The 26,052-nt window shown below is 65.6% G+C and carries 27 protein-coding genes and 1 tRNA gene; 15 read left to right on the top strand and 13 right to left on the bottom strand.

The features are described from left to right. Positions 1-39: 39 nt before the first annotated feature. From AAFM92_05775 to AAFM92_05765, 3 genes are read left to right on the top strand one after another with little or no spacing between them, the layout of a single operon-like run. The gene (locus AAFM92_05775) at positions 40-444 is read left to right on the top strand and encodes a GtrA family protein (protein MEL7299876.1); all 405 of its coding nucleotides are present in this window, start codon (positions 40-42) and stop codon (positions 442-444) included. Continuing rightward, a complete protein-coding gene (locus tag AAFM92_05770; protein ID MEL7299875.1) occupies positions 441-1,430 on the top strand; it encodes a glycosyltransferase family 2 protein in 990 nt (329 codons plus the stop codon). Before AAFM92_05775 ends, AAFM92_05770 begins: the two co-directional genes overlap by 4 nt. 7 nt (positions 1,431-1,437) lie before the next feature. Next, positions 1,438-2,988 carry a hypothetical protein gene (locus AAFM92_05765; protein ID MEL7299874.1) on the top strand — a complete coding sequence of 517 codons (1,551 nt, stop codon included), beginning with the start codon at positions 1,438-1,440 and terminating at the stop codon, positions 2,986-2,988. Positions 2,989-2,992: 4 nt separating this feature from the next. Here the strand turns inward: AAFM92_05765 and trpE are convergent, their stop codons facing one another. The 5 genes from trpE to AAFM92_05740 are packed head-to-tail and all read right to left on the bottom strand — an operon-like array spanning position 2,993 to position 8,845. Next, the gene (trpE, locus tag AAFM92_05760; GenBank protein ID MEL7299873.1) at positions 2,993-4,504 is read right to left on the bottom strand and encodes an anthranilate synthase component I; all 1,512 of its coding nucleotides are present in this window, start codon (positions 4,502-4,504) and stop codon (positions 2,993-2,995) included. Further along, on the bottom strand, positions 4,501-6,345 hold the full coding sequence (locus AAFM92_05755; protein ID MEL7299872.1) for a SurA N-terminal domain-containing protein: 1,845 nt from the start codon (positions 6,343-6,345) through the stop codon (positions 4,501-4,503). The genes trpE and AAFM92_05755 overlap by 4 nt, the downstream gene beginning before the upstream one ends. Before the next feature lie 30 nt (positions 6,346-6,375). Beyond that, a complete protein-coding gene (locus AAFM92_05750; GenBank protein MEL7299871.1) occupies positions 6,376-7,551 on the bottom strand; it encodes an aminotransferase in 1,176 nt (391 codons plus the stop codon). Then, on the bottom strand, positions 7,551-8,054 hold the full coding sequence (gene gpt, locus AAFM92_05745) for a xanthine phosphoribosyltransferase (protein MEL7299870.1): 504 nt from the start codon (positions 8,052-8,054) through the stop codon (positions 7,551-7,553). The genes AAFM92_05750 and gpt overlap by 1 nt, the downstream gene beginning before the upstream one ends. A 5-nt stretch (positions 8,055-8,059) precedes the next feature. Then, positions 8,060-8,845: an SDR family oxidoreductase gene (locus AAFM92_05740; protein MEL7299869.1), complete on the bottom strand. Its 786-nt coding sequence runs from the start codon at positions 8,843-8,845 to the stop codon at positions 8,060-8,062. A gap of 85 nt (positions 8,846-8,930) precedes the next feature. On the opposite strand from AAFM92_05740, the gene pdxH reads away from it, so the two are divergent. The 4 genes from pdxH to AAFM92_05720 all read left to right on the top strand — a co-directional run bounded on the left by pdxH (position 8,931) and on the right by AAFM92_05720 (position 10,725). After that, on the top strand, positions 8,931-9,536 hold the full coding sequence (pdxH, locus tag AAFM92_05735; GenBank protein MEL7299868.1) for a pyridoxamine 5'-phosphate oxidase: 606 nt from the start codon (positions 8,931-8,933) through the stop codon (positions 9,534-9,536). A 98-nt stretch (positions 9,537-9,634) separates the two neighbouring features. After that, the gene (locus tag AAFM92_05730) at positions 9,635-10,171 is read left to right on the top strand and encodes a cold shock domain-containing protein (protein MEL7299867.1); all 537 of its coding nucleotides are present in this window, start codon (positions 9,635-9,637) and stop codon (positions 10,169-10,171) included. Between the two features lie 89 nt (positions 10,172-10,260). Next, on the top strand, positions 10,261-10,605 hold the full coding sequence (locus AAFM92_05725) for a DUF192 domain-containing protein (GenBank protein MEL7299866.1): 345 nt from the start codon (positions 10,261-10,263) through the stop codon (positions 10,603-10,605). Between the two features lie 43 nt (positions 10,606-10,648). Continuing rightward, positions 10,649-10,725, top strand: a tRNA-Pro gene (locus AAFM92_05720). Positions 10,726-10,746: 21 nt separating this feature from the next. On the opposite strand, the gene AAFM92_05715 is transcribed toward AAFM92_05720, so the two are convergent. Further along, positions 10,747-11,169: a hypothetical protein gene (locus tag AAFM92_05715; protein ID MEL7299865.1), complete on the bottom strand. Its 423-nt coding sequence runs from the start codon at positions 11,167-11,169 to the stop codon at positions 10,747-10,749. Between the two features lie 429 nt (positions 11,170-11,598). Here AAFM92_05715 and AAFM92_05710 point away from each other — a divergent pair, with 429 nt between their 5' ends. Beyond that, a complete protein-coding gene (locus tag AAFM92_05710; GenBank protein MEL7299864.1) occupies positions 11,599-15,264 on the top strand; it encodes a vitamin B12-dependent ribonucleotide reductase in 3,666 nt (1,221 codons plus the stop codon). A gap of 211 nt (positions 15,265-15,475) precedes the next feature. Beyond that, the gene (locus AAFM92_05705; protein MEL7299863.1) at positions 15,476-15,706 is read left to right on the top strand and encodes a DUF2188 domain-containing protein; all 231 of its coding nucleotides are present in this window, start codon (positions 15,476-15,478) and stop codon (positions 15,704-15,706) included. Between the two features lie 288 nt (positions 15,707-15,994). Here the strand turns inward: AAFM92_05705 and tmpT are convergent, their stop codons facing one another. From tmpT to AAFM92_05670, 7 genes are all read right to left on the bottom strand, one after another. After that, entirely contained in the window at positions 15,995-16,621 is a 627-nt protein-coding gene (gene tmpT / locus AAFM92_05700; GenBank protein ID MEL7299862.1) for a thiopurine S-methyltransferase, read from the bottom strand. Then, positions 16,621-16,956 carry a multidrug efflux SMR transporter gene (locus tag AAFM92_05695; GenBank protein ID MEL7299861.1) on the bottom strand — a complete coding sequence of 112 codons (336 nt, stop codon included), beginning with the start codon at positions 16,954-16,956 and terminating at the stop codon, positions 16,621-16,623. Before AAFM92_05695 ends, tmpT begins: the two co-directional genes overlap by 1 nt. A 51-nt stretch (positions 16,957-17,007) precedes the next feature. Further along, positions 17,008-17,634: a YitT family protein gene (locus tag AAFM92_05690; protein ID MEL7299860.1), complete on the bottom strand. Its 627-nt coding sequence runs from the start codon at positions 17,632-17,634 to the stop codon at positions 17,008-17,010. 102 nt (positions 17,635-17,736) lie between these two features. Continuing rightward, positions 17,737-18,042 (bottom strand): ATP-dependent Clp protease adaptor ClpS, encoded by a 306-nt coding sequence (locus AAFM92_05685; GenBank protein MEL7299859.1) that lies wholly within the window; start codon positions 18,040-18,042, stop codon positions 17,737-17,739. 86 nt (positions 18,043-18,128) lie between these two features. Continuing rightward, positions 18,129-20,312 (bottom strand): NADP-dependent isocitrate dehydrogenase, encoded by a 2,184-nt coding sequence (locus AAFM92_05680; protein MEL7299858.1) that lies wholly within the window; start codon positions 20,310-20,312, stop codon positions 18,129-18,131. A gap of 198 nt (positions 20,313-20,510) precedes the next feature. Further along, entirely contained in the window at positions 20,511-20,738 is a 228-nt protein-coding gene (locus tag AAFM92_05675) for a hypothetical protein (GenBank protein ID MEL7299857.1), read from the bottom strand. Between the two features lie 33 nt (positions 20,739-20,771). Further along, positions 20,772-21,425 carry an alpha/beta hydrolase gene (locus tag AAFM92_05670; protein MEL7299856.1) on the bottom strand — a complete coding sequence of 218 codons (654 nt, stop codon included), beginning with the start codon at positions 21,423-21,425 and terminating at the stop codon, positions 20,772-20,774. Between the two features lie 231 nt (positions 21,426-21,656). On the opposite strand from AAFM92_05670, the gene AAFM92_05665 reads away from it, so the two are divergent. The 6 genes from AAFM92_05665 (at position 21,657) to AAFM92_05640 (ending at position 25,951) form a co-directional block, all read left to right on the top strand. Then, a complete protein-coding gene (locus tag AAFM92_05665) occupies positions 21,657-22,115 on the top strand; it encodes an Rrf2 family transcriptional regulator (protein MEL7299855.1) in 459 nt (152 codons plus the stop codon). A gap of 79 nt (positions 22,116-22,194) precedes the next feature. After that, positions 22,195-23,238: an aminotransferase class V-fold PLP-dependent enzyme gene (locus AAFM92_05660; GenBank protein MEL7299854.1), complete on the top strand. Its 1,044-nt coding sequence runs from the start codon at positions 22,195-22,197 to the stop codon at positions 23,236-23,238. Between the two features lie 11 nt (positions 23,239-23,249). Then, positions 23,250-24,779 carry a Fe-S cluster assembly protein SufB gene (sufB, locus tag AAFM92_05655; GenBank protein ID MEL7299853.1) on the top strand — a complete coding sequence of 510 codons (1,530 nt, stop codon included), beginning with the start codon at positions 23,250-23,252 and terminating at the stop codon, positions 24,777-24,779. A gap of 18 nt (positions 24,780-24,797) precedes the next feature. Beyond that, entirely contained in the window at positions 24,798-25,166 is a 369-nt protein-coding gene (locus AAFM92_05650) for a hypothetical protein (protein MEL7299852.1), read from the top strand. Further along, positions 25,163-25,336, top strand: coding sequence for a hypothetical protein (locus tag AAFM92_05645; protein MEL7299851.1), 174 nt, complete (start codon positions 25,163-25,165; stop codon positions 25,334-25,336). Before AAFM92_05650 ends, AAFM92_05645 begins: the two co-directional genes overlap by 4 nt. Before the next feature lie 84 nt (positions 25,337-25,420). Then, positions 25,421-25,951, top strand: a complete 531-nt coding sequence (locus tag AAFM92_05640) for a hypothetical protein (GenBank protein MEL7299850.1) — start codon at positions 25,421-25,423, stop codon at positions 25,949-25,951. Positions 25,952-26,052: the final 101 nt, after the last annotated feature.

The raw sequence follows: 26,052 nt of genomic DNA, 5'->3' as shown, positions 1-26,052 counted from the left end.
GATCAGGCCCCATCTGAAGGTCAATTCAGGTGGGGACCTATGACCGCCCATGTGGACACGAAGGCCGCGCGCAGCGGCTTCGGACAAATCTGGCGCTACGGCGTTACCGGCATCGCCAACACAGCCCTGGGGTACGGCCTCACGCTCGCCTGCGTCTACGCGCTCGGCGCAAGCATCCTCGTGGCCAATATCGTGGGCTATGGCGCGGGCTGGTGCCTGAGCTACGCGCTCAACAAGCGCTGGACCTTCGCCCATCGCGGCGCGCTGGGGCGGACGGCGCTCCTCTTCGCCGGGCTCGTGGCACTGGCCTTCACCGGCAACGTGCTCCTCACTTACGCCCTTGTCGGCGCCGGGCTTGCCTATCCGGCGGCCCAGATCCTCGGCGCGGCGAGCTACAGCATCGGCGTCTTCGTCGGCCTGAAATGGATGGTATTTGCGTCATGACCAATCCGCTCCCCACGCTTTCCTTCGTGGTGCCTTGCTACAACGAGGAGGAGGTTCTGCCTGAGCTCCTCGACACGCTCCTCGCGCTCTCCGGCGCGCTCGTGAAGGAAGGGCGCATCGCCGAACCCGCCGAGATTCTCCTCGTGGATGACGGCTCGCGCGACCGCACATGGCCCATGATCGAGGCGGCGCGGGCGTCCCACGGGGCCACGGGGCTCCGGCTCTCGAAGAACCAGGGGCACCAAGCCGCACTGCTGGCGGGGCTTCTGAACGCGGACGCCGATGTCACCATCTCCATGGATGCCGACCTCCAGGACGATCCCAATGTCGTGCGCGACATGCTGGACCGCTACCGCGAGGGGGCCGAGATCGTCTTCGGCGTCCGCGCCGCCCGCGATACCGACACCGCCTTCAAACGCATGACCGCGCGGGGCTATTACAAGCTCCTCGGCGGGATGGGCGTCGACATCATCCCCGACCACGCCGATTACCGGCTCATGAGCGCCAAGGCGCTGGCGGCCCTCGACAGCTTCCAGGAGCGCAATCTCTTCCTGCGCGGCCTCGTGCGCCAGATCGGCTTCGAGACCGCGACGGTCACCTATGACCGCGCCGCGCGGGTGGCGGGCGAGAGCAAGTACCCGCTCGCCAAAATGCTCGCGCTCGCCATCGAGGGGATCACCTCCTTTTCGATCAAGCCCCTGCGGCTCATCACGGCCATGGGCTTTATCGTGGCCGGGCTCTCGCTTTGCTACGCGGTCTATTCACTGGTGATGTGGTCCATGGGCTCGGTGGTGCCGGGCTGGACCTCCATCGTGCTGCCGATCTACATCCTCGGCGGTATTCACATGATCGCGCTCGGCGTAATCGGCGAGTATATCGGCAAGATCTACCTCGAGACGAAGGGGCGCCCGCGCTTCATCGTCGACGAGATCACCCGCCCGAGCGAGGCCCAGAAGGCCAAGCCGCTCTCCATCGCGGCCGAGTAGCACGGACATGGTCGGGCAGGGGCAAACGCATTGGGTCATGCTGGGCGCGCTCGTCGTGGCGGCGGCGCTGCTTTACCCGTTCACCCAGGCACTCTACCTGCCGCTGACGGACCTGCCCAACCACATCGCGCGACACACGATCATGGCCGCCGACGAGGGCAGCGCGCTGCTCCGCTTCTGGACGGCCTCCTTCGTGCTCGTGCCGAATTCGGCGGTGGACCTTCTCTGGCAGGCGATCGGCGGGACGGATGCCGTGCGTTTCAGCCACCGGGTCATGGCGGTCTCGGTGCTCAATCTCTTCGTGTCATGCGTGGTGCTTGCCCGTGTCATCCATGGGCGCTTCACGCCCTGGAGCCTCGCGGGCGGGCTCGTCGTCTTCAGCGCGACGTTCCTCTTCGGGTTCCAGAATTACAGCTTCTCGTTGCCCTTCGCGATCCATGCCTTCGCGCTTTACCTCGTGATGGAGCAGCGCGGGCTCGGGCTGCGCGTGGCGATCTTCGCGGCGATCACGCCGGTGCTCTTTCTCATGCATTTCTTCGCCTTCGCCGTGCTCGGCGCGCTGGTCTTCGGCCGCGAGCTTCAGCGGCTGATCGAGGCGCGGGATCGCGCGAGCCTCTTCGCGGGCGCGGCCATGGGGGTGCCCTTCGTGCTGCCGGTCCTCTGGCTCGCCGCCGATATGGCCACGGGGCCCGAAAACCCGGCGGGAACCTTCACCGAGTTCGGCAGCCTTGCCACGCGCATCGCGCGGTTTGCCGAGCCGATCCACGCCTTCGCGCTCCACCCGGCGGATCCGATCAACCAGCTGGGCAAGATCATCGTCTTCGGGCTCTACGGCCTCTTCGCCACGGTCCTTTTGCCAGTGCGCTGGGGCCTGCGGCTCTCGCCCGCCATGCGGGGGCCGGTGATCGCGCTTCTCGTCGTTTCCGTGCTGTCGCCCACATGGCTTGCCGGGGTGGCCTATATCGACATCCGCTTCCCCTTCGTCTTCATCCTCCTGATGATCGCAGCAACGGATTGGCGGAGCAGCGCGCCGCGGGTCGGCGCCACCTTCCTCGTGCTGACGCTCGCGCTCGTGGTGGCGCGAAGCGGGCAAATGGCGCAGTACTTCTCGCTCCACGACGCCGAGATCCGGGAACTCACCGCGCTCATGGACGACACGCTCGAGCCCGAGGACCGCGTGCTCCCGGTGCGCGCGCCGGGGCAATTCCTCGGCCAGCGGCTCTGGCACGCGCAGGGCTACGCCACCGCCCGGAACGAGGCCTTCATCCCCACGCTTTTCCAAGGCGTCCATGCCGTCCAGCTGCGCACGGAATACGCGGCCTCGGCCACGCCGCTGATGTCAGGAAATCCGGCCTGCGCCGTCTTCGACGCCGCACCGCTCGAGCGCGACGCGCTGGGAGAATGGTGCCACGTGGAAGACTACCTCGAGGGCTGGGAGACGAAGTTCGACAAGGTTGTCAGCATGGACCCGCTCGATCCCGCGATCCTCGCGGGCGCGCCGGTGCGTCTCCTCGGGCAAAACGGCCGCTTCGAGATCTACGAGGTGACCGCGAACTAGCGCATCAGCCGTTGCCGCGGCTGAAGCCCGCCGCGTCCCGCGCGGCCGCCCATATCGCCTTCGCCTTGTTCACCGTCTCTTCGTACTCGGCCTCCGGATCGCTGTCATAGACGACACCGCCCCCGGCCTGGCTGTAGAGCGTGCCGTCCTTCAGGACCGCCGTGCGCAGCGCGATGCAGATATCCATCTCGCCGTTCGCGCTGAAATAGCCGCATCCGCCGCCGTAGACGCCGCGCTTCTCGGGCTCGAGCTCGTCGATGATCTCCATGGCGCGGACCTTGGGCGCGCCGGAGAGCGTCCCTGCGGGGAGGCCTGCAAGGAGGGCCGAGAGCGCATCTTCGCCGTCATTCAATTCGCCCACGACGTTGGAGGTGATGTGCATGACGTGGCTGTAGCGCTCGATGACGAATTTCTCCGTGGGCTTCACGGTGCCGATGCGGGCCACGCGACCCACGTCGTTGCGGCCCAGATCGAGAAGCATCAGATGCTCAGCGAGCTCCTTGGGATCGGCGAGAAGGTCCTCCTCCAGCGCCTTGTCCTCCTCGGGCGTGGCGCCGCGCGGGCGCGTGCCCGCGATGGGCCGGATGGTGACCTCGCCGTCCATCAGGCGCACGAGGATCTCGGGCGAGGCGCCGGCCACCTGGAAGCCGCCGAAATTGAAGAAGAACATGAAGGGCGAGGGGTTCGTTCGCCGGAGCGCGCGATAGAAGGCGAAGGGCTGGAAGGGGAACTCCTGGCTCCAGCGCTGCGCCGGCACGACCTGGAAGATATCGCCCGCGCGGATGTACTCCTTCGCGCGCTCCACGGCGGCGAGGTAATCGGCCTTGGCGAAGTTCGAGCGGGGCTCGCCGGGCATGGCGCGCTCGCCGAGCTCGCGGCTGGCAGAGGGCACCGGGCGCTCGAGCGCGCGGATCGCGTCCATCACGCGCTCGGCGGCCTGGGCATAGGCGGCCTTGGCGGAGAGCCCGGAATTGGCCCAGGCGGGGGCCACGACGATGACGTCGCCTTTCACGCCGTCGAGCACCGCCACCACCGAGGGCCGCGCCATGCGCGCATCCGGCAGGCCGAGCGGATCCGGGTTCACATCCGGCAGCCGCTCCACGAGGCGGATCATGTCGTAGCCCAGAAAGCCGAAGAGCCCGGCAGAGGCCGCGGGCAGACCGCGGGGCAGGTCGATGCGGCTCTCCTCGATGAGCGCGCGGAGCGCGGCGAGGGGATCGCCCGCCACCGTCTCGAAGGCATCGGCGTCGAACCGCGCGCTGCGGTTGATGCGCGCGGATGTGCCGTGACATTCCCAAACGATGTCGGGCCGCATCCCCACGATGGAGTAGCGCCCGCGCACCTCGCCTCCGGTGACGGATTCAAGGACGAAGCTGTCGGGCTCTGCCGCCGCGAGCTTGAGCATCAGCGAGACGGGCGTGTCGAGATCTGCCGCGAGCCGCGCGTAGACGACCTGGTTCTTCCCCGCGTCGAAGCCGTCGGCGAAGGCGCTGAACTCTGGGATGAGCGTCGTCATTGAATCTGCGCGTGGATGCCGTTGATCTGACCTTGGTCCAGGGTCACGTCGGTCTGGTCGAGGATGCCCTGCGCGAAGGTGGCGTAGAGATCCTGCGCATAGCTCTGGCTGTACTGCGCGTTAAGCGCGTTCGCGAGGCGCGCCACGTCCGGATCGTTGCGGTCAGGGGCGGCGATGTCGATGAGGCGGACGAGGGCCACGGTGCCCGTGCCCTCCACGACGCGCACATCGTCCCGGCTCATCTCGAAGACCTCTCCGATGAAGGCCGCCGGCGCCCCCGGGATGAATGAGCCGCGCGAGACATCCTCGATCGCGGCGGTGAGGCCGAGGCCGGCCATGTCGGTCCCCGCTGCGATCTGGGGCGAGAGCGTCTCGGCGAGGCGCCCGAGCCGCGAGACCGTGGCGTTCTGCTCCCAGGCCGCGCGGACCTCGTCCTCGACATCCTCGAGCGGGCGCAGCGTGGGCTCGGTGATGCCGTCGAGGCGCAGCGCGAAGATGCCGCCATCCTCCAGCGCCTCGATCTCTGGGAAATCGTCCAGCGTCACGGCGGCGGCGGCATCCTGGAAGGCGGCGTAGGCGGCGGGGCCCTCGGACATGCCCGGGAACCAGCCCAGCGTGCCGAATTCCATGTCGGAGGCGTCCGCCAGTTCCTCGATGGTGGCGCCGCCTGCGAGCTCGTTTTCGAGGAAGTCGAACTGGTCGCCGATGATGCGCGCGGCGCGGTCGAGCGCGAGCTCGTCCTGCAGGCCGTCACGGGCCTCCTCGTAGGTCGTTTCCGTGGCGGGCAGGATCCCGTTGATGCGGAAGAGCGCGGGGCCGAGCGATGTGTTGAGCGGACCCACGACGGTGAGGTCTTCCTCGGCGAAAACCGCGGCGCCGGCAGCGCCGAGATCGCCCTCGGTCACGTCGCCCAGATCGGCATCGGAGAGATCGAGGCCACGGGCCTCCACCTCGTCCTCGAACGCGCCGCCTTCTTCGATCCGGGCGCGCGCGGCCTCGGCCTCCGCCGTGGAGCCGAACACAAGCCGCTCCACCAGGCGCCGCTCGGGCTGCACGAATTCGGAGCGTCGGTCATCGTAGAGCGCCCTCAGCGCGTCCTCGTCCACCTGCACGGAATCGAGGATCATGTCGGGCGTGAGCCAGACATAGGCGATCTCCTTGGTCTCCGGCGCGGTGTAGGCCTCCGGATTGGCGTTGTATTCCGCGGTGAGCTCGGCCTGCGTGGGCTCGGGCAGGGGCGTGATGAGGTCGTTTTGATCCATGAGCGCCCATTCGACGGAGCGCTCCTCGGCTGTGAAGCCCAGCACCGTATCCGTGAGGGTCTCGGGCGGGGTGACGCCGCCGATGACGGCGAGCTGGAGGATCGTGCGCGACAGGTCCTCCCGGATCTGGGTTTCATAGGCCCGCTCGGTGAGGCCCACGCGGCGCAGCACGTCGGCATAGGCCACGCGGTCGATCCCGCCGTCGAGCCCGGTGGCGATGCCCGAGCGGATGATCTCCTCGCGGACCTGCGCGTCGCCCACAGAAATGCCGAGTTCGCTTGCCTCATTGTCGAGCGCGCGTTGGGTGACGATCTGGCTCAGCGTCTCCTGCTGGAGCCCGAGCGCCTGGGCCTCTGGGAAGCTCAGCGCGCGGCCTGTTTGCTGGGCATAGCTGCGGAGCTGGTTCTGGAGCGCGGTGAAATAGGTCTGCGCGGAAATACGCTTTTCGCCCACGGTGCCGATCGACTGCCCGCCGCCGCCGAAATTGCCGGTGCCGAAGCTCAGAAGACCGATGCCCGTGAGGCCGATGATGACCCACACGAAGGTGCGCTGCGCCTTCTTCCCCACCGATTTGGCCATGCCTGAACTCCCTGACTTTGGCGCCCGCGTTTACCCCGCCGCCGGGGCCTCCACAAGCGCCTCCAGGCGGTCAAAGAGCGTGCTCACACCGGCGGTGTCGATATTGGCAAAAGCGATGCGGAGCTCGCGCAGGCCCTGGCCCTCGGGCTCGAACATCGTACCGGGAAGACAAAGGACGCCCGCCTCCCGCACAAGGCGTTGCGCGAAGGCGTCAGAACGCTCTTTTTGCGGGAAGCGCACATAGGCGAAATAGGCCCCCACGCCGAGAAGCTCCCAGCCGCGCGCGGCGAGCCGCGGGAAGCCCGCCTCGATCGCCGCGCGGCGCGCGAGGATCTCGTCTCGCTCCCCTGCGAGCCACCGTGCGAGGTGCTGCATCCCCCAGAGCGCGGCCCGCTGGCCGAGCTGGGAGGGGCAGACGGAGACTGTATCGAGAAACTTCTCCACCTCGGCCATGCGCGCCTCGGAGGTGACGATAGCCCCCACGCGGTGCCCGGTGAGGCGGTAGGCCTTGGAAAAGGAGTAGAGGTGAATGAAGGTCTCGGACCAGTCGGCATGGGTGAAGAGCCCGTGGGGCGCGCCCGGGGCGGAATGAAAGTCGCGGTAGGTCTCGTCGAGGATGAGCGCGATGCCGCGCTCCGCGCAGAGCTGGTAGAATGCCTCGAGCAAAGCGGGCGGATATTCGACGCCCGTGGGATTGTTGGGGCTCACGAGGGCGATGGCGCGGGTGCGGGGCGTGATGCGGGCGGCGGCGTCCTCCGTCGAGGGCAGGAGGCCCGCGCCGCAGGGCAGGGGGCAGGTGCGCACGCCCGCCATGTCGAGCCACATCTTGTGATTGAAGTAGTAGGGGGTGGGGAGGATGACCTCGTCCCCCTCGTCGCAGAGCGTGGCGATGGCGGCGGCGAAGGCCTGGTTGCAGCCCGATGTGATGGCCACCTGGTCGGGCACGATCTGCCCGCCATAGGCGCGGCTCCACTGCTCGGCGATCTCGGCGCGGAGGCCGGGCATCCCGAGCACGGGCCCGTAGAGGTGCGTGGCCGTGTCTTCGAGCGCCGCGGCCATGGCCGCCAGCAGATCAGGATGCGGCGGCTCCATGGGCGCGGCCTGGCTCACGTTGAGGATCGGGCGCTCGGGCGGAAACTCCACCCCGTCGAGCCATCGACGCGCCTCCATCACGGGCGGCGCAAAGGTGGCGGCGGTGCGCCCCATCAATCGCGCCCGCGATAGGGCTCGACATATTGCAGCGCCATGTCCCAGGGGAAGAAGATCCACGTGTCCTGGCTGACGCCGGTGATGAACGTATCCACCTGCGGCTCGCCCTTGGGCTTGGCATAGACGGTGGCGTAGTGCGCGTTGGGGTAGTGCTTGCGGCAGAGCTCGAGCGTCTTGCCGCTGTCGACGAGGTCGTCGACGACAAGGATCCCGGTCCCGTCGCCCATCATTTCGGCATCGGGCGCCTTCAGGACCTGCGCCTCGGATTGGGCCTGGTGGTCATAGCTCTTGACGCTGATCGTATCGACGGTGCGCACGCCGAGCTCGCGGGCCACGATCATCGCCGGGGCCATGCCGCCGCGGGTAATCGCCACGATCGCGCGCCAGCCGCCGTCATCGGGGCCGCGCCCGTCGAGGCGCCAGGCCAGAGCGCGGCTGTCTCGGTGAATCTGGTCCCAGCTCACATGGAAGCCTTTTTCGTGGGGCAGCTGATCGGCCATGGGGATTATTCCTTCTCAATCGGGCGCATGCCCACGACGTGGAAACCGGCATCGACATGAAGCACCTCGCCCGTGACGGCGGAGCCCAGATCGGAGAGGAGGTAAAGCGCGGAACGCCCCACCTCGTCCTGCGTGACGGTGCGGCGGAGGGGAGCGCTCGCCTCGTTGTAGTTCATGATGGCGCGGAAATCGCCGATGCCGGAGGCCGCGAGCGTCTTGATCGTGCCTGCAGAGATCGCGTTGACGCGCACGCCCCGCGGACCGAGATCGGCGGCGAGATACATGACGGAGGCCTCCAGCGCGGCCTTGGCGACCCCCATGACATTGTAGTTCGGCATCCACTTCTCGGCGCCGTAATAGGAGAGCGTCAGCGCAGAGGCACCTTCCCGGAGGAGCGGGGCCGCGCGCTGCAACACGGCGGTGAAGGAATAGACGCTGACATCCATGGTGTTCAGGAAGTTCTCGCGGGACGTCGCGAGGTAGCTGCCGCGCAGCTCGTTTTTGTCTGAAAAGCCAATGGCGTGGACGACGAAATCGATCTCGGGCCAGAGCGCGGCGAGCTCCGTCATGGCCGTGTCGATGGAGGCGGGATCCGAGACATCGCATTCGAGCACCAGCGGCGCGCCCAGCGTCTCGGCCAGCGGGCGCACCCGCTTTTCCATGGCCGCGCCGTGATAGCTCAGCGCGATCTCTGCGCCCTCGGCCTTTAGCGCCTGCGCGATGCCCCACGCAATGGACTTGTCATTGGCTAGACCCATGATTAGGCCACGTTTTCCAGCCATGAGGCCCATGTCGCTCTCCCCTCTGTGCACCAGTTCCGCGAGGTTTAGGTGAAAGGGCGGAGAGGGACAAGAAACCAGAACGAGGAGAGGCGCCATGTCCGACCGTGAGGGGATTTTTGCCGGGGATGACCCGTTTGCGCTGACCCGCGCGTGGATGGCGGACGCGGCGGGCAGCGAGCCCAACGACCCCAACGCCATGCAGCTCGCCACCGTGGATGCCGAGGGGCGCCCCAATGTGCGGACGGTGCTCCTGAAGGATATCGAGGATGATGCCTTCGTCTTCTACACCAACTATGAAAGCGCCAAGGGCCGCGAGATCGAGGCCACGGGCGTCGCCGCCTTCGTCATGCATTGGAAGACGCTGGGGCGGCAGGTGCGGGCGCGGGGGACGGTGACGCGGGAGGACGGGGTCATCGCGGATGCCTATTACCAGTCCCGCGCTCTGGGCTCGCGCATCGGGGCCCATGCGTCCGAGCAGTCGCGGCCGCTGGAGAGCCGCGCGGCGCTCGAGGCGCGCGTGGCCGAGTTCGAAGCGCAGCTGGGCGACACGCCGGATCGCCCGGCCCATTGGGGCGGGTTCCGGATCTCGCCCTTCGAAATGGAATTCTGGGCCGATGGCGCCTACCGGCTCCACGACCGCTTCCGCTGGCAGCGGAAAACCGCCCATGACCCTTGGGAAATCACCCGTCTGCACCCGTAGTTTCACGTCGCGTGAAATTTCAGTGGCTCTGAAAGGGCTTGCTTGATCGCAAGGTCCGGTGATTTATGTCCGGTTAAAGAAGAATGGGAGAGCGCGTCATGGGGGTACCTCAGCCTGCCGAAATCGAGCCGGTTTCAATCCTCGGAACAGTCAAATGGTTCGACCCGGGAAAAGGCTTCGGCTTCATCGTGTCCGACGCGGGCGGCCCCGACATCCTGCTCCATGCCAATGTGCTGAGAAATTTCGGCCAGTCCTCCGTTGCGGACGGGGTGCGCATCGAGGTGGTCACGCAGCATACGCCCCGCGGCGCGCAAGCGGTCGAAGTGATCTCGATTTCCGCGCCGCCTGTGCCGCAGGCCTCCACGCTCGAAGATATCAACACGCTCTCGACGGAGACGCTGGCCGCGCTTCCGATTGAAGCGGCCCGCGTGAAGTGGTTCGATAAGGGCAAGGGCTTCGGCTTTGCCAACGTCTTTGGATCGGATGCGGATGTCTTCATCCATATCGAGGTGTTGCGCAGCTCGGGCCTCGCGGACCTGCAGCCGGGAGAGGCGATATGCATTCGAGTGACCGAGGGGCGCCGGGGGCTCATGGCCGCCGCCGTGCAAAGCTGGGAATCTGCCTCGCTCTCCTGAGCCTCATCGCCCAACCCGCCTTTGCGGCGTGTCGGGCCGACACTCTCACCATCAAGGATGACGACGCGCAGGCGCGCTTTCGCGTGGCCGTGGCCGACGACGCGGAGGAGCGCGCACGCGGTCTGATGTTCGTCGAGGAGATGCCGGCGGGCGAGGGGATGCTCTTTGTCTATGACGCGCCGCAGCCCGTCTCCTTCTGGATGGAAAATACCCTCATCCCGCTCGACATGCTTTTCATCGGCGCGGACGGCACGGTGCGGCGCATCCATGAAAACGCGATCCCGGGCGACAGGACGGCGATCCCGGGCGGCGACGACATCCAGTTCGTGCTCGAGATCAATGGTGGGCTGGCGCGGCGGCTGAGCCTTGATGTGGGGGCCATCGTGCAGCACCCGGCGGTGCCCCAAGAGATCGCGGCATTTCCCTGCGATTGATCTTTTCAAGCGGGGCAGGCGGGCGTATGAGGCCACCCACGGTCGGGGTGTGGCGCAGCCTGGTAGCGCACCTGTTTTGGGTACAGGGGGTCGTGAGTTCGAATCTCGCCGCCCCGACCAACTTTCACAGACGATGACGCCTCAGAGAATCGGTGTTCCCCCGGCGGCCGTGAAGGCGCGCTGGATGATGCGCTGCACGCGCGGTTCGGCGAAGCGGACCTCGGCCACCTCGCCGCCGAGCTGCGGCACGCGGTAGAAATACTCCGTCACCACGGCAAAACCTTCGTCGCGCTCGGTGGCCTCGAGCGTTGTTACCAGCGTGGGCAGATCTTCCACGTCTCCGCCAAATTGCAGAATGAGCGACGCGGCGGCCTCGGGTGTGGGGAGTGTCTCGCAAAGGAGCTCGCGCTCCGAAACGAGGGTGAGTCGGTCGAGTTCGCCCTGGCAGCCGGAGGCGATGGCCTCGAAGAGCGGGGTGGGGAACTCCTGGAAGAAGGCCGATTGCCTGCCCGGGCCGTCACCGGTGGACAATTCCACCTGCTGCGCGCACGCGCAGAGTGCCAAAAGCGCGACACCTGTCGCCAAAAAACCAATGCTGCGTCGCGGCTGAGTCATCCACACAGATATGCGGGCGGATGTGGATCAAAGCAAGAAAACGTGTGCGCTCAAGAGCTTGAGCGGAATGGCTGATGTGCAAGCCTTCCAGATCGTGTGCTATCCACAGGGCGGTCCACAAGATATTGCGTGCGTCAACGAAAAAAATCCGGGAAAACTCCTAAAAAGCTGATTGACGATTCAGGGGCGGCTACGTCAGGTTGTGTGGGCTGGCAGGCAAAGCACAACATCTAGTGCAGCCTGACGCGGGGACAGACGAATAGAGATCAAACGCATTTGCGTACACGGCCTTTGGCCGGATGGTCGCTCGCGGCTCCTGCTCAGCATGGGAACGATAGGGTTACTGGCCATTTGGCGGCCAAAGCGACGAGGCAGACAATGAAAATCGAACGTTCATTCACGACGCAGGGCGAGGACGCATACGCAAGCGTTCCGTTCACGACGACGACCTCCGAGATCCGCAATCCGGATGGTACGATCGTGTTTCAGGCCAAGGATATCGAGGTGCCCGGTGAATGGAGCCAGGTGGCCTCCGACGTCATCGCGCAGAAGTACTTCCGCAAGGCGGGTGTGCCTTCCAAGCTGAAGCCGGTGAAGGAAAAGGGCGTGCCCGAGTTCTTGTGGCGCCACGTCCCCGCCGACGACGCCGAGTTTGGCGGTGAGACCTCCGCCAAGCAGGTCTTCGACCGCCTCGCGGGCGCCTGGGCCTACTGGGGCTGGAAGGGTGGTTACTTCACCACCGAAGAGGACGCGCGCGCCTACTACGACGAGATGCGCCACATGCTCGCGACCCAGCGCGCGGCACCGAACTCGCCGCAGTGGTTCAACACCGGCCTGCACTGGGCCTACGGCATCGATGGCCCGAGCCAGGGCCACATGTATGTCGATCCCTTCACCGGCAAGCTGACCAAGTCGAAGTCGGCCTACGAGCACCCGCAGCCCCATGCCTGCTTCATCCAGTCCGTGCAGGACGATCTGGTGAATGACGGCGGCATCATGGATCTTTGGGTCCGCGAGGCGCGCCTCTTCAAGTACGGCTCCGGCACGGGCACGAACTTCTCCCACCTCCGCGGCGAGGGCGAGAAGCTCTCCGGCGGCGGCAAGTCGTCGGGCCTCATGGGCTTCCTCAAGATCGGTGACCGCGCGGCGGGCGCGATCAAGTCGGGCGGCACGACGCGTCGCGCGGCAAAGATGGTGATCTGCGACGCCGATCACCCGGACATCGAGGACTTCATCAACTGGAAGGTCATCGAGGAGCAGAAGGTGGCCTCCATCGTCGCGGGCTCCAAGATGCACGAGGAGAAGCTCAACGCGATCTTCGCGGCCATCGGTCAGTGGGATGGTGCGGAAGCCGATGCCTACGATCCGAAGAAAAACAAGAGCTTGGGCGACGCTGTTCGCGCGGCGAAGAAGGTGGCGATCCCGGAGACCTACGTGAAGCGCGTGCTCGACTACGCCAAGCAGGGTCACACCTCCATCGAGTTCCCGACCTATGACACCGACTGGGACTCGGAAGCCTACAACTCCGTTTCCGGCCAGAACTCCAACAACTCGATCCGCGTGACCGACGCCTTCCTCTACGCCGTGGAAAAGGACGCTGACTGGCAGCTCATCAACCGCAAGGACGGCAAAGTCGCCAAGACGCTGAGGGCGCGTGATCTCTGGGAGCAGCTGGGCCACGCGGCCTGGGCCTGCGCCGATCCGGGTATCCAGTACCACGACACGGTCAACGCCTGGCACACGTGCCCGGAAGATGGCGAAATCCGCGGCTCGAACCCGTGCTCGGAGTACATGTTTCTCGACGACACGGCCTGTAACCTTGCCTCCATGAACCTGCTCACGTTCTTCCGGGACGGCACGTTCCAGGTGGAAGAGTACATGCACGCCACGCGCCTCTGGACGCTGACGCTCGAGGTCTCCGTGATGATGGCGCAGTTCCCGTCGAAGGAGATCGCGCAGCGCTCCTACGACTTCCGGACGCTGGGCCTCGGCTATGCCAACATCGGCGGCCTGCTGATGAACATGGGTTACGGCTATGACAGCAATGAGGGCCGCGCGCTCTGCGGCGCTCTGACGGCCATCATGACCGGTGTGTCCTACGCCACCTCCGCGGAAGTCGCGGGTGAGCTCGGTGCCTTCGCGGGCTACGAGAAGAACAAGGCGCACATGCTTCGCGTCATCGCCAACCACCGCAACGCGGCCTACGGCCACACAGACGGCTACGAGGCGGTGAACGTGAAGCCCGTGCCGCTCGATCACGGCTCCTGCCCGGACGCGCGTCTGCCGCAGATCGCCATGGAGGCCTGGGACCAGGCGCTCGAGCTCGGCAAGAAGAACGGCTACCGCAACGCGCAGGCGACCGTCGTGGCCCCCACGGGCACCATCGGCCTCGTCATGGACTGCGATACGACGGGCATCGAGCCGGACTTTGCGCTTGTGAAGTTCAAGAAGCTCGCCGGCGGCGGATACTTCAAGATCATTAACCGCTCCGTTCCCGCGGCGCTGGCCAAGCTCGGCTACCGCGAGAGCGAGATCGGGGAGATCATCTCCTACGCCGTGGGCCACGGGTCGCTCGGGAATGCGCCCGGGATCAACCACACCGCGCTCATCGGGCACGGCTTCGGGCAGGCGGAGATAGACAAGATCGAGGCGGCACTGCCGTCGGCCTTCGACATTCGCTTCGTCTTCAACCAGTGGACGCTCGGCGCGGAGTTCTGCACCGACGTGCTCGGCATCCCGGCGGAGAAGCTCACGGACCCGTCCTTCGACCTCCTCGTGCATCTCGGCTTCTCGAAGGCCGATATCGAGGCGGCGAACGACCATGTCTGCGGGACGATGACGCTCGAGGGCGCGCCTTTCCTCAAGGAAGAGCACCTGAACGTTTTTGACTGCGCCAACCCCTGCGGCAAGAAGGGCAAGCGCTTCCTTTCCGTGAACAGCCATATCGACATGATGGCGGCGGCGCAGAGCTTCATCTCTGGCGCGATCTCGAAGACGATCAACATGCCCAACGATGCGACCATCGAAGAGGTGCAGGAGAGCTACGAGCGCTCCTGGAAGATGGGGGTGAAGGCCAACGCGATCTACCGTGACGGCTCCAAGCTCTCCCAGCCGCTCGCCGCCGCCCTCGTGGAGGACGACGACGAGGCCGCGGAGATCCTCGAGACCGGGTCGGATCGCGAGAAGGCATCCGTGCTGGCCGAAAAGATCGTCGAGAAGATCGTCATCAAGGAGGTGGCCAAGGCCGCGCGGGAGAAGATGCCCGAGCGTCGCCGGGGCTACACCCAGAAAGCCATCGTCGGCGGGCACAAAGTGTATCTCCGCACCGGTGAGTATCAGGACGGCAAGCTCGGCGAGATCTTCATCGACATGCACAAGGAAGGCGCTGGCTTCCGGGCGATGATGAACAACTTCGCCATCGCGGTCTCGGTGGGCCTCCAGTACGGCGTGCCGCTCGAGGAGTTCGTGGATGCTTTCACGTTCACCAAGTTCGAGCCCGCCGGGATGGTCCAGGGCAACGACTCGATCAAGAACGCGACGTCGATCCTCGACTACATCTTCCGCGAGTTGGCCGTAAGCTACCTCGACCGCACGGAGCTCGCCCATGTGAAGCCCGAGGGCGCCACGTTCGACGATCTCGGCCGCGGCGAGGAAGAGGGCGTCTCGAATGTTCGCGATCCCTCCGAGGCCAGCGCGCTGAAAGGCGTCGAGGTGCTCAAGCAGATGGTCTCCACCGGCTATCACCGCAACCGAGTGCCGCAGGAGTTCGTCGTCTACCAGGGCGGTCAGGGCACCACGGCGCTCGACGGGTCGCTCGACCCTCAGACCGCACTCCAGACGCTGGTGCCCGAGGCGCGCCTCAACACTGCGCCGGAGGGCCGCAAGCTGCCGCTTCAGGAGACGCCCGCCATGGACGCCTCCGCCAAGGCCAAGATGCAGGGCTACGAGGGCGACCCGTGCGGCGAATGCGGAAACTACACGCTCGTGCGCAACGGCACCTGCATGAAGTGCAACACCTGCGGCGCGACGTCGGGCTGCAGCTAAGAAATTGAAGGGTTGGGAGAGGTGCTACCAACACCCCTCCCGGCTCTTGCCGCGAACGCCTAGCACGCTGCGGCAGAAACCAATTCGCCCCAAGAGGGTCGATGAATAGGAGAAAGACCGAAGTCGGGTTGGCTATCAATAGCGTGCTGCGAAACACACAGAACCGCTCACAAGAAACGTGACTGCCTGTGGAAAACTATGGAGGCCAAACATGGCTGACAAACGAGACTTTTGGACTCAGCAGCGTCCGGACGGAAAGTGGGAAACCAAGCAAGAAGGTGCCAGTCGCGCCAGCAAGGTGACCAGCACTCAAGCAGAGTCTTGGGAGTACTCGAAGTCAAGAGCGCGAGAAGCCGGCGGAGAAGCCTACCTGAAAGGGGAGAATGGCCAAATCAGGGAACGCAACACCTACGGGCGCGACCCGAGGAACATTAAAGGATAGGCACCCCTCACTTGGGGCGCTAGGGGGCCGGGCCTCGGTCTGGTCCCCGACGAGACACCGGGCCACGTCGGCTCGACAACATACCAAGTTTTGGGGCGGGTGCGCTCGCCCCGGACGCAGCTCAGGCCGCAGGCAGAAAATCACCGAGCGGTAAATTATAGGAGCCTGAGAGGCGAACCTGGCCGGGGGGAGACCCCCGGCCTTTTTCTTTTGCAGGCACGGCTCTGCCCCAGCCCCCGAGGTGTTTCTGGAAAGGTGAAGCGCGCGTGTCAGGCACACCGTGAGCGGCTAGGCCAGGTGGTAGGCCACTTCGCTCCCCGTCGTGCGGTTGAGTAGGGGGCCGGAAATGGGGCGGCGCTCCAGCTCCCGGACGCTGAACCGAGCGGCATAGTGCGCCTCGACCTCGCGCGTGGGCACGCTGTGGGGCGGGCCTTCCATGGCGGGATTCTCATACTCGAAGGTGATGAGCATCTGCGGCGCGTGCCCGGTGAGCGCGGCGACGTGCTCCGCGTAGCGTGCGCGCATCTCGGGCGGCAGCGCCACGAGCGCGGCGCGGTCGAAGACGGCATCCACCGGGCCCAGCGTGGCGGCCTCGAGCGCGAATATATCGCCCTGGTAGATCGTGATGCCGCCGGCTGTGAAGCGCGTGAGCGGCCCGGCGGGGTGTTCCTCGGGCGTGAGCCCGGCCTCCGCGAAAAAGGCCGCGACGGCCGTCGCATCGAGCTCCGCGCCGATGACCTCGTGGCCCTGCGCGGCGAGCCAGCTCAGGTCCACCGCCTTGCCGCAGAGCGGCACGAAGACGCGGCGCCCCATGGCGAGACCCGGCCAGTGGGCCGCGAGGAGGGCATTGGGCGCGCCTTCATGGAACGCGATGCGCCCCGATTGCCAGCGCTCGTGCCAGAACGCCGCCTCCATCAATGGCTCACCGAGTTCGAGAAGACATGGATCACAACGACGCCTCCGACGATCATCGCGAGCCCGAGGATCGCCGGAAGATCGAGCGTCTGTCCGAAGACGACGAACCCGATGCAGGCGATCATGAAGATGCCGAAGGCACTCCAGATCGCGTAAGCGATGCCCACGGGGATAGTGCGGAGCGAGAAGGCCAGCAGGTAGAAGCTCACGCCATAGGCCACGACGACGATGATCGAGGGGCCGAGCTTCGAGAACTGTTCGGAGGCCTTGAGCGCACTCGTGCCCACCGTCTCGAAGAAGATCGCGGCGATGAGATAATAATAGGCTGTGGGCATGGTCGGATCTCCTGGGGCTCGCGCGACTGTGCCCCAGAAGGCCCGGCCCCGCTAGTCGGCGATGTAGCGGTCGCGCCGGTGGTTGAAGGCGATGACGCCGTTGAGCACCACCGCCCCGAGGAGCGAGTAGGCCACGACGGAGGCGGGGAAGAGGAAGATCGCCACGCCGAAGATCGCGGCATCGACGATAAGCTGCACGTAGCCCGCCTTGAAGCCGGTCCTGTCCTGGATGATGAGCGCCACCACGCCGAGCCCGCCGAGCGAGCCCTTGTGGCGGAAGCAGGCGAGGAGGCCGAGGCCCACGGTCGTGCCGAAGACGATGGTGCCGATCACGGGATCGAGGCGCTCGAAGACGATGAATAGCGGCAGGTAATCGGACATGAGCGAGACGAGCGTCACGCAGGCGATGCTTTTGAGCGTGAACTCGAGGCCGAGCCGCATATAGGCGAAGATGTAGAAGGGCAGGTTCACGAGAAAGAAGACCGTGCCAAAGCTCCACCCGGTGGGATAGGCAATGAGGAGCGCGAGGCCCGCCGACTGGCCGGTCAGAAAGCCCAAATGGGTGAGAAAGACGAGGCCCAGGGAGGTCAGAAAGCACCCGATGCCGAGGCCTTGGATGTCTTCGAGCGTGGTGTGGGAGACGTCATCGGCGTCATTGAAGCGTGTTGGTGCTGGCATGCGCCCTTAGCTATCGGCGCACCCGGCGCTGTCCAGCCGTCGGCGGGAAAAGATGGGTGTCTTCCGGGGCTTCGGGCGCGTCTGCCCAGCGAATGTGCAGCCTCAGCTGTCGCGCTCGGTGGTGAAGGTGAGCGGGTAACCGGCCCGCGCGCCCACATCGGTGCCTTGGCGGGCCTTCGTCTCCGCAATCTCGCGGGTGAAGACGGCGACGACACAGCTGCCTTTCATGTGCGCGGCCAGCATGACGGCCTCCGCCTCTCCCTCGGACATGTGAAAGAGGCCCATCAGCACCTTGGTGACGAAGGCACGGGGCGTGAAATCATCATTGAGCAGGATGACTTTCCAGAGCGGCGGACGCTCTGTTTTCTTCTGTGTTTGGGGACGCACGGGAGCGATGATCTCGGACATCGCCGTGAGCCTATCACAGATGATCGCCCCGGGGGCGGCGAAAATCCGGGCAAGAGGGGCCCCGGCGCGAGGCCGGGGCAGCATGGTCAGTCGAAGATCGCGTTGAGCGTGGCCGAGGGGCGCATGACGCGGGCGAGCTTCTCGGGATCTGCCTTGTAGTAGCCACCGATATCGGCGGGCTTGCCGCGGACTTCGGCGAGCTCGGCAACGATCTTTTCTTCACCTTTGGCAAGGGCTTCGGCGACGGGCTTGAAGTGATCGCCGAGCGGACCCGTGGCGAGCGCTTCCGCCCAGTAGCGGGCAAACCAGTAGTGGCTGTCGCGGTTGTCGGGCTGACCGACCTTGCGCCCCGGGGAGCGCTCATGATCGAGCACGCCCTGCGTGGCCGCCTCGACGCCTTTGGCCAGCGCGGCGGCCTTCTCGTTGCCGGTGGCATTGGCGAGAAAATCGAAGCTCTCGCCCAGAGCGCAGAACTCTCCGAGGCTGTCCCAGCGGAGGTGGTTTTCTTCCACGAGCTGCTGGACGTGCTTCGGGGCCGAGCCGCCCGCGCCCGTTTCGAAGAGACCGCCGCCCTGCATGAGCTTGACGATGGAGAGCATCTTGGCGGAAGTGCCGAGCTCGAGGATCGGGAAGAGGTCGGTGAGGTAGTCGCGCAGGACGTTGCCCGTGATGGCGATGCTGTCCTTGCCCTGCGTGATGGTTTCCAGCGTGAGGCGGGTCGCCTCGCGCGGGGCCATGATCTCGAATTTGTCTGCGACGCCAGCGGCTTCAAGGAGGGGCTTCACCTTCTCGATGAGCTCCGCGTCGTGGGCACGATGGGCGTCGAGCCAGAAGATCGCCTGCGCGCCAGTGGCGGCCTGACGCTCGATGGCGAGCTTCACCCAGTCCTCGATGGGGGCCTTCTTGGCGCTCGACATCCGCCAGATATCGCCGGGCGCGACCGCGTGGGAATGAAGCACGTCGCCATTGGCGGCGACGACCTCGATGGTCCCTGCCTCCGGGATCTCGAAGGTGGTGGGGTGTGAGCCGTATTCCTCCGCCTTCTGGGCCATGAGACCCACGTTTTGAACGGCACCTGCGGTGGTCACGTCGAGGGCGCCGTTGGCTTTGAAGAAGTTGATCGTCTCGTCATAGACCGTGGAATAGCAGCGGTCCGGGATCACGCATTTGGTGTCCGCCTCGTTCCCGTCCGGGCCCCAGCCCTTGCCGCCCGCGCGGATCACGGCGGGCATGGAGGCATCGATGATGACGTCGGAGGGGACGTGAAGGTTCGTGATGCCCTTGTCGGAATTGACCATGTACATGGCCGGGCCCGCGGCGAGCGCGGCTTTCAGATCTGCTTCGAGCTCGGCGTGGCCAGCGATGGCCGCCTCGATCGAGCCGATGCCGCCATTGGGGCTCACCCCCAGCTTTTTCAGCGCCGCGCCGTGCTTTTCGAAGAACGGCGCAAGGTAAACGGAGACGGCGTGACCGAAGATGATCGGGTCGGAGACCTTCATCATCGTGGCCTTCATGTGGAGCGAGAAGAGGACGCCGGGCTCCATGCTCGCGATCTCGGCCTCGAGGAACGTGCGCAGCGCGGCTGCGGACATGAAGGACGCGTCGACCACGGTGCCTTCGGCGAGCGCCACGCCGTCCTTCAGCGTCTTGCCGTTCAGCCGGATCGTGGCCGCGCCCGTCTGCGCGGCTGTGACCGTGGTGGAGGTCTCGTTGGCGTAGAAATCATCGCCCGTCATGGAGGCGACATGGGTCTTCGACGCCGCGGACCATTTGCCCATGCGGTGCGGGTTGGCCTTGGCGTAGTTCTTGACGGCGGTGGCGGCGCGGCGGTCCGAATTTCCTTCGCGGAGGACCGGATTCACAGCCGAGCCCTTGATCGTGTCATACTTCGCGCGCACGGCCTTCTCGGCGTCGGTCTTAGGGTCGGCGGGGTAATCGGGCAGCGCGTATCCCTTGTCCTGGAGCTCCTTGATGGCGGCCTCGAGCTGCGGAACGGAGGCGGAGATATTGGGCAGCTTGATGACGTTGGCCTCGGCCGTTTTCACCCAGTCGCCCAGCGCGGCGAGGTCGTCCGATTGCGCCTGCGCATCGGTGAGCACTTCGGGAAAGGTCGCGATGATGCGCCCGGCGAGCGAGATGTCGCGCGTCTCCACGGTCACGTCCGCCGCCTTGGCGAAGAATTTCACGATGGGCAGGAGGGAGGCGCTGGCCAGTTCGGGAGCCTCATCGACGGTGGTGTAGACGATATCGGTGCCGGAGAAGGTGGACATGGAGTTTCCTTTCGGATGCGCTTTTGTTGCTCCATAATCTGAAGGTATGCATTTGTATACATCGAATGCTTTCAGAATTGTCGCAGGTGCGCTTGTGCGAGCGATGTGCGCGCGCACTCAGCCCGCTTTACCCTCCGAAAAGGGCCGGCTCAGCGCATGCTGCGAGTGTAGATCCGGCGCCGAAGCGTGTGCCTGGGGTCAGCCGCCGCTCGACCGGTGAGCCGCGACGGCAGCTTCGAGCGCCGCGCGGGCCTTTTTCTCGGCGATGCGGATGCGGCACTCGGTCAGGAAGGCTTCCTCGAGCGTCTGGGAGGCCGCTGCGAGCACATTGCCGATCTCCACGAAAAGCCGGTCATTGCCGAGCTCATCCTGCGCGGCGAGCACGTCATCGGCGAGCTTGGTGGCGAGGGTCTCTACGGAATTCATGGACGTCTGTCTCCTGCGCGGCGCGCCCTGCGCCTAGCGTGTCGTCTCGGTCAGGCGGCGCTGCACGTATTCGGTGACGTTGCCGATCATGGTGTCCATGTGCGGCTCGTCGAAGAAATGCCCCGCGCCCTCGATCTCCTGGTGGGTGATCGTGATGCCTTTCTGCTCGTGAAGCTTGCCCACCAGCGTCTGGGTGTCCGCCGGCGGGGCCACGCGATCGCCGGTGCCATTGATGATGAGGCCCGAGGACGGGCAGGGCGCGAGGAACGAGAAATCATACATGTTGGCGGGCGGGGAGACCGAGATGAAGCCCGTGATCTCCGGCCGGCGCATGAGCAGCTGCATCCCGATCCAGGCGCCGAAGGAAAAGCCCGCCACCCAGCAATGCTTGGAGTTGTTGTTCATCGATTGCAGGTAATCGAGGGCGCTCGCGGCGTCCGACAATTCGCCCACGCCCTGGTCATATTCGCCCTGGCTGCGGCCCACGCCCCGGAAGTTGAAGCGCAGCACGGTGAAGCCCATGTTGTAGAAGGCGTAGTGCAGATTGTAGACGACCTTGTTGTTCATCGTGCCGCCGAATTGCGGATGCGGGTGCAGCACGATCGCGATCGGGGCGTCTTTTTGTTTTTGCGGGTGATAGCGGCCTTCGAGCCGTCCTTCGGGACCGGCAAAGATTACCTCGGGCATGGGCATCCAGTCTGACAGGGGCCATGGGGACGCTTGACGTGCCCCCGACAGCATTTTAGAACAATTCTAAACCGCGGTCCGCCGCGGTGGCCATGACGTAAACATGCCGACGATGAGGGTCAATCACTCCCGATGACCCCCGATTGCTCCCTGGTGCCAGTGTTGCTCCGGGATGAGGCTGCGGGCCGCGATGCCGATGGATGCGGGCCATGGTGCCCATGGAGACGTGTGATGAAGCTTTCGACCAAGGGACGCTACGCGATGGTGGCACTGGCCGATATCGCGCTGCAGGGCGAGGACGTGCTGGTCTCGCTCGGCGAGATATCCAAGCGGCAGGCTATCTCGCTGCCCTATCTCGAGCAGCTCTTCGTGAAACTGCGCCGGGCCGGGCTCGTCTCATCGGTGCGCGGGCCGGGCGGGGGCTACAAGCTCGCGCGGGCGGCCACAGAGATCCGCGTGGCCGAGATCCTCGGCGCGGTGGATGAAACGGTGAGCGCGATGCATACCGGGGCAGGGGCCTCGGGCGCGGTGTCGGGGTCGCGGGCGCAGAGCATGACGAACCGGCTCTGGGAAGGGCTGTCGGCCCATGTCTACGTCTTTCTCCACCAGACCCGGCTCAGCGATGTCGTGCGCAATGACCTGACGCCGTGCCCGGCCGTGCCTTCGCTCTTCGAGGTGGTCGACGAATGAGCGTGACGGCGCGAGCGGACTGGGGCTCTGCCCCAGACCCCGAGGTACGACGCACAAAGAAACCGGGGACCGAGCTCTGATGCAGCGGGTGTATCTCGACTATAATGCCACGTCGCCGCTGCGGGCGGAGGCGCGCGCGGCGATGATCGCGGCCATGGATGCGCTGGGGAACCCGTCCTCCGTCCATGCGGAAGGGCGCGCGGCCAAGGCCATCGTGGAGAAGGCGCGGGCGCAGATCGCGGAGGCGATCGGGGCGTCGGGCGCTGACATCGTCTTCACGTCCTCGGCCACCGAGGCGGCGGCGCTGGCACTGTCGGGGCGCGAGCTCGCGGGCGCGGCGGTGGAGCATGACGCGGTGCGCGCCTACGCGGACGCCTCGCTCCCGGTGTCGCGCGACGGGGCGGTGACCGTGCGCGATCCAGCGGCAACGACCCTGCAGCTCGCCAATTCCGAGACCGGGGTCATGCAGACGCTGCCCGCCGGGATCGCGGTGAGCGATTTCACGCAGGCCTTCGGCAAGGTGCCGGTTTCTTTTGCCTGGTCGGGGGCCGAGATGGCGCTCGTCTCCGCCCACAAGCTCGGCGGGCCCAAGGGCGTGGGCGCGCTCATCGTGCGGCAGGGCGTGGATGTCCCCGCGCAGATCCGCGGCGGCGGGCAGGAGATGGGGCGGCGCTCGGGCACGGAGAATGTCATCGGCATCGCGGGCTTCGGCGCGGCCGCGGAGGCCGCGAGCCGGGATCTCGAAACCGGGGTCTGGAGCCGCGTCGAGGAATTTAGAAATATTCTAGAAACAACTCTGGAAGCCGTGACGAACAATATTATTTTTGTCGGGAAAGGCGCCGCACGCTTGCCCAACACCTCCTGCTTCATCGCACCCGGCTGGAAGGGCGAGACGCAGGTGATGCAGATGGACCTCGCGGGCTTCGCCGTATCGGCGGGCTCAGCCTGCTCGAGCGGGAAGGTCCGGGCCTCGGGCGTGCTGACGGCGATGGGCTATGACGCGACCGAGGCCAGCCAGGCTCTCCGCGTCTCCATCGGGCCCGCCACGACGGAGGAAGACGTGCGCAGGTTCGCAAACACCTGGGCCTCGAAATACGAAAAGATTTGCGCCAGAGCAGCGTGAGAGGAAGATCCATGGCAGCACTTGACACGATGAAGGTCAAAGAAGGCGTCGAGGAAGACACCGTCGCCAAGGTCGCGGCGCTGGCCGGCAAGTACAAGCACGGCTGGGAAACCGAGATCGAGATGGACTACGCGCCGAAGGGCCTCTCCGAGGACATCGTGCGCCTGATCTCCGCCAAGAACGACGAGCCCGAATGGATGCTCGAATGGCGCCTCAACGCCTACCAGCGCTGGCTTTCCATGAAAGAGCCCGATTGGGCGATGGTCGATTTCCCGAAGATCGACCTGCAGGACCAGTATTACTACGCGCGCCCGAAGAGCATGGAGGAAAAGCCGAAGTCGCTAGACGAGGTCGATCCGAAGCTTCTGGAGACCTACACCAAGCTCGGCATTCCGCTGAAGGAGCAGAAAATCCTCGCAGGCGTCGAAGAGGTGGACGCGACGCCCGAGGACAATTCTGAACGCCGTGTTGCGGTCGACGCGGTCTTCGACAGCGTCTCCGTGGGTACGACCTTCAAGAAGGAGCTCGCCGAAAAGGGCGTGATCTTCTGCTCGATCTCCGAGGCGATCAAGGATTACCCGGACCTCGTGAAAAAGTATATCGGCTCCGTCATCCCGCCGTCGGACAACTACTATGCCGGGCTGAATTCGGCCGTCTTCTCCGACGGCTCGTTCGTCTATGTCCCGCCGGGGGTGCGCTGCCCTATGGAGCTTTCCACCTATTTCCGGATTAACGCGGAAAACACCGGCCAGTTTGAGCGCACGCTCATCATCTGCGACCGCGAGGCCTATGTGAGCTACCTCGAAGGCTGCACCGCGCCCCAGCGCGATATCGCGCAACTCCATGCAGCGGTCGTGGAGATTGTCGTCATGGACGACGCGGAGGTGAAGTATTCCACGGTGCAGAACTGGTTCCCGGGCGATGAAGAGGGCAAGGGCGGCATCTACAACTTCGTCACCAAGCGCGCCGATTGCCGGGGCGACCGCTCTAAGGTGATGTGGACGCAGGTGGAGACCGGCTCGGCCGTCACGTGGAAGTATCCGTCCTGCATCCTCCGGGGAGAGGAGAGCCAGGGCGAGTTTTACTCCATCGCCATCGCCAACAACCTCCAGCAGGCCGATACCGGCACGAAGATGATCCACCTGGGCAAGAACACGAAGTCGCGCATCGTCTCGAAGGGGATCAGCGCGGGCAAGGCCCAGAATACCTATCGCGGCCTTGTGACGATGCACAATCGCGCCAAGAACAGCCGCAACTACACCCAGTGCGACAGTCTCCTCATCGGCGATACCTGCGGGGCGCATACCGTCCCCTATATCGAGGTGAAGAACAACTCGAGCCGGGTGGAGCACGAGGCGACGACCTCGAAGGTCGATGACGACCAGCTCTTCTACTGCCGCCAGCGCGGCATGGACGAGGAAGAGGCGGTGGCGCTCGTGGTCAACGGCTTCTGCAAGGAAGTGCTGCAGGCCCTGCCCATGGAGTTCGCGATGGAAGCGCAGCAGCTCGTGGCGATCTCGCTCGAGGGATCGGTGGGCTGATCCGAGCGCACCGGCACCATGGACGACGCGCAGACATATACGCAGGCGCAGAAGGCGCGCATTGCCAGAACCTCGCGCAGGTCGGCGGGTCGTGAGGCCTGGCTGATCTTTTCCGCCGGCGGTGCGGCGATCGCCGTGGCGCTGTTCGTGCTCGGCTTTCCCGGCCTGCTCACGCTGAAGTTGCTGACCGGGCTCCCCGAGACTGCGCTGTGGGGCGCGATGGCCTTCGGGATCGCGGCGTGTCTGGCGACTTTCCATTTCCCGCGCGCCTCGCGGGCGATCGCAGCGGCGAAGCGCCTTGATGTCGAACTCCTCTACGCCGAGGAGCGTGTGCGGCGTGGAAGCCCTCGGCAGGGCCACCATGACGACGGGCCGATCGCGCCATGAGCCGACTTTTCGCTGCCACGGCCACCGCGATCTTCTGCGCGGGCTTCGCTTTCGTCGTCGACGCGATCACCGACGCGCTCGCGGCCTGGCAGCTCGTGACCCTGGCCGCGCTCTCCGGGTTTCTCGGCTCTCTATTCGGAAATTCACTCCTCGGGATGCGGCGCAAATGAGGCGCAGGTTTTCCAAAAGGTTGCCGCAATCCGGCCCCGTTTCGCCCCTAACGTGCATGGGTGGGGGCAAAAGGGGATTGAGATATGTCGACCTTGAGCCAAGATCGAAAGCGCGCGTGGGAAGAGCGGCTGGCCCGCATCGAGTCCGGGCGCACCATGACGCAGACAGCGGGCGCCGAGGGTACCGTGCCCATGAAGCTTGCCAAGCGCGGCGGCGGCAAGGTCAAGGTGGGCATGACGGGCTACGTCGCGCTTCTCGCGGGTATGGCTGCGGGCTGGTGCTCGGCGATGCTGGCCTGCGTGGCCGCGCCCTCCGCGATGCTTCTCGAGGCCTACGACTTCGGCGAACGGGCGGAGCTCATCGCGCTCTACACCGATCCGCTCGCGGCCTTCCTCTGCTTTGTCGTCCTGTGCGGTATCCTGCGGATGCAGAGCTTTTCGGGAAAGTTCTTCGGCCTCGTGATCATGGCCTGGGTCTTCGGGCTGCAGATGGATCTCGGCGCGCCCACGGTGGCGGAGGTCGTCGAGTTCGGCAAAGCGATCGTGGCGGGCGAGATTGCCTGGAGCGAGAAGATCGCCGACTTCCAGACCTGGGCCAACGAGTCCCTGGCCTAACCACAGACTTCACATCCGAGCGCATTTGCCCCGGTGCCGACTTGTTGGCCCGGGTGTTCGTGCTTGCGTCCCCGCTTATGTCCCCCATTGAAAGTGCCGCG

It is taken from the genome of Pseudomonadota bacterium (assembly GCA_038533575.1).
GTDB lineage: Bacteria > Pseudomonadota > Alphaproteobacteria > Rhodobacterales > Rhodobacteraceae > Shimia_B.
Note: the sequence above shows the minus strand (reverse complement) of the source record. Positions and strands in the feature narration are given on the sequence as shown.